2 protein-coding genes and 1 pseudogene are annotated in these 2,819 nt (G+C 59.7%); all 3 read right to left on the reverse strand.

Annotation, left to right across the window (positions count from 1 at the left end; genetic code table 11):
• Nucleotides 1–22 precede the first annotated feature (22 nt).
• A complete protein-coding gene (locus F6X53_RS31805; RefSeq protein WP_191971095.1) occupies nucleotides 23–529 on the reverse strand; it encodes a PAS domain-containing protein in 507 nt (168 codons plus the stop codon).
• Nucleotides 530–1,844: 1,315 nt separating this feature from the next.
• Nucleotides 1,845–2,144 (reverse strand): helix-turn-helix domain-containing protein, encoded by a 300-nt coding sequence (locus tag F6X53_RS31810; RefSeq protein ID WP_151005901.1) that lies wholly within the window; start codon nucleotides 2,142–2,144, stop codon nucleotides 1,845–1,847.
• 109 nt (nucleotides 2,145–2,253) lie between these two features.
• A pseudogene (locus F6X53_RS31815) lies at nucleotides 2,254–2,819 on the reverse strand (alkaline phosphatase); the annotation flags it as partial.

The following is a 2,819-nucleotide window of genomic DNA, read 5'->3' on the forward strand; positions in this document are numbered from 1 at the left end:
GCCTAGGCGTCCACCTAGGCCCTCACGGTTGCGCCCGGTGTCCGGTCAAATTGGGGGCCACTCCAGCTTGATCCAGAGGATGGCCAGAGGCTGCCTTCTCGCTGTGGACGTAAGCGTGCTCGCCCATCCGGCTCTGCGTAATGTCGATGGTAATGCCACGGCCACGCCACGGACCACCTGACGCATCAAGCTCAAATCGTCCCCTTGTCAGGACCCAGCGGATAACGTCGTCCGCCGAGCACACGCGATACTCAGCCACGTACGAGCCGCCAGCGTGGGCGCATGCCCCGATCAGCTGGGTGACACGCTCGCGGTCTTCCGCATGGATGCTGCCGGTGAACGCGGTGAACGGCGCCCCGGCTTCCGCAAGGTCAGGATCCACGCTGAACAGTAGCGCGACTAAGGCGTCCGAGCGCACGCAGTTGGTGGAGATGTCCCAGGTCCACTCGCCGATGACGTCTGAGGCATCCAAGGCCGCCTGAAGGGCGCTCGAACCTATCCGCGAAAGGATGGCTTTGGGCTTAGGCACTCCCACTCCCTATCGTCTGCCTCATCACGACATTGTGCTAAAGTGCACCAAGATACAACTTCAAGTACGAAAAGGTTGGGCATACAACTGTAGGAAATTCTCCTACCGACAGCGGACCGCTGGCTGTACGGCTGACCTAACGGATGTGGGGACGTGATGGGCTCAAAGACACCGCTTTCGAAATGTCTTGAAAGAGCGGCGGATGACGAGCCGACCCGGTCCGAGAGTGCGAGCAGGGCTCCAACAGAGGCGTCATCAGCGCGTTCCACTCAGGTGCTGGCCAGGATCGCCGATACGCTGGGCATGCCTCCGTCCGTCTTCAGCTTGCGTGACGCACCCAACGCGCGGTCTGTCATTGGCAGTGAGGCTGCGAACGAATGCGGCGCGTTGGTCCGCGCCTACATGCGCATTCACAATCCCAACAAGCGTCTCCGCCTTTTGAAGTTAGTCCGTCGTGCTGGCGAGGAAGGTTAATCAAGCTCTGTCCGCGCTGCTACCGTTTCCAGAATGCCCAGCCAGCGAACCACGCCGCAGCTGAAGGCGCTTGGTGAGTTCCACTAGAGCAAGCTGTAGCCCGTCGTAGCGCTTCAGTGGGTGCGCTGGGTTCGCATCCTACTGCCATTCCCGACCGCTTGCAGGAACAGCTCTGCACATTTCGTCGTGCAGGCTTCCGCTTGTGCCCTTGTGTTAAAGACTTCAGCGGCGCGGATAGCCCCATCTGGTCCGAGACACACTGCTAGCCAAGGCAACCCAAAGGCTGGGGGATCGTAGACGCTGCTAACGACAACCGCTCGGAGGCGAGGGAGATGCGCAGCGCCACTCTGCTGGCTGGATATATGGCGCTGATTTGCACCAACTTCCTGCTCATGACCCTGCGCTAGTTCGTCCGGGCGTCGCGATGCACAAGCTTCGCGGCTGAGCAACCTTTTCACGCACGCCGCTATATTTGCACGAGCGCTCGACTCCTCCTACCGTGAGCGACAGGCTCTACTTTTCGGGCTGACCCGCACGCAAGCCGAACCGTTCGCACGACCCTTGGACAGAGGGCCTCGGGACAGATGATGTCCACGACTCAAATCAGCCTCAGCAATTGCACTTCCCAGGGCACATCGCCGTAGGCAGCCCAAACCCGCAAGTGCGCCTGCAGAGCTGGATCGCAAACTGACGCGAGCTACGGGGATCGGCAGAGTAAAACATGGTGGCGACCTCGAGCGGATAGACCGCACGACTTGTGCATTATAAAAAAACACCACTCGTATCTACAGCACGCAGAATAAGAGAATTAGCAATACTTCATTCGCTGGGAAAAGTATTTTCACACATTGCTTATCGCGACTATTTGCGCGCCAATCCCATGCAACTTTTTTAATATCATTTTTGAGTCTTTACATATAGCACATCCAACAATTTTTGATCCATCTCTATCTTCCGATATAAAAACAACTCCATATTCTTCAAACGCCCCTTGCATTTCTGCAATAGCTTCGCGGGATGTATTGCGATTTCCGCGCTCAAAGCCAGCAATTGTTGACATCCCCATTCCGGTGTTTTTTGCCAATTGCGGCTGACTCCAGCCGACAAGCGCGCGAGCTGCACGACATTGTGCAGGATTCATTAGGTTTTCACTGCGCGGGTCCAATGTCTTGTTCCTTAAGAACACAGAGGAAAATCGCTTCCTCGCGGCGCTGAGGCCGCGAGGAATTTGATCAGTCATTGTTGGACTATCAGACCAGGCCGTGGCCGGTCTGGCCGCCCGTCTGGAGGTAGTGCTCCAGCGGATCGATGCCCGCCTGGGCCACCTCCGGATGGCTCGCCAGATACGCGTTGGTGTTGAACGACGCGCTCGGGTTGCGGCCCTCGTGCCACCCGACCTCCTGGTAATGCAGCAGGGGGTTGGCGCCCGAGGCGGCGACATCCGGGTTCTGCGCCAGGTAGAAGGCCGTGTCGAACGCGGCGTTCGGGTTGCGCATCTCGCTCGCCCCATAGTGGAGGTAGTGCTCCAGGGCGAAGGAAGCCGGGACATGCCCGGCCGGCACGGCCGCCGCCACGTCCGCGTATCGGGCGAGGTAGAAATCGGCGTCGAAATCGCCGATCAGGCGCCCCTGGCCCTGCCCTTCCGCCGCGCCGGCCAGGACCGAACGGCCCTCGTCCTGGCCGAAGGTCAGGTAATGCGCCAGCGCGTTGACCCCGGCCGCCGCCACGTCCGGATTGGCGTGGAGATAGGCCTCGGCCGAGAAGTCGGGGCTGGGGCTCCGGCCCTCGCGCTCGCCGTACTGGAGATAGTGCTCGA

It is taken from the genome of Methylobacterium soli, from assembly GCF_008806385.1.
In the GTDB taxonomy this organism is placed as follows: Bacteria; Pseudomonadota; Alphaproteobacteria; order Rhizobiales; family Beijerinckiaceae; genus Methylobacterium; species Methylobacterium soli.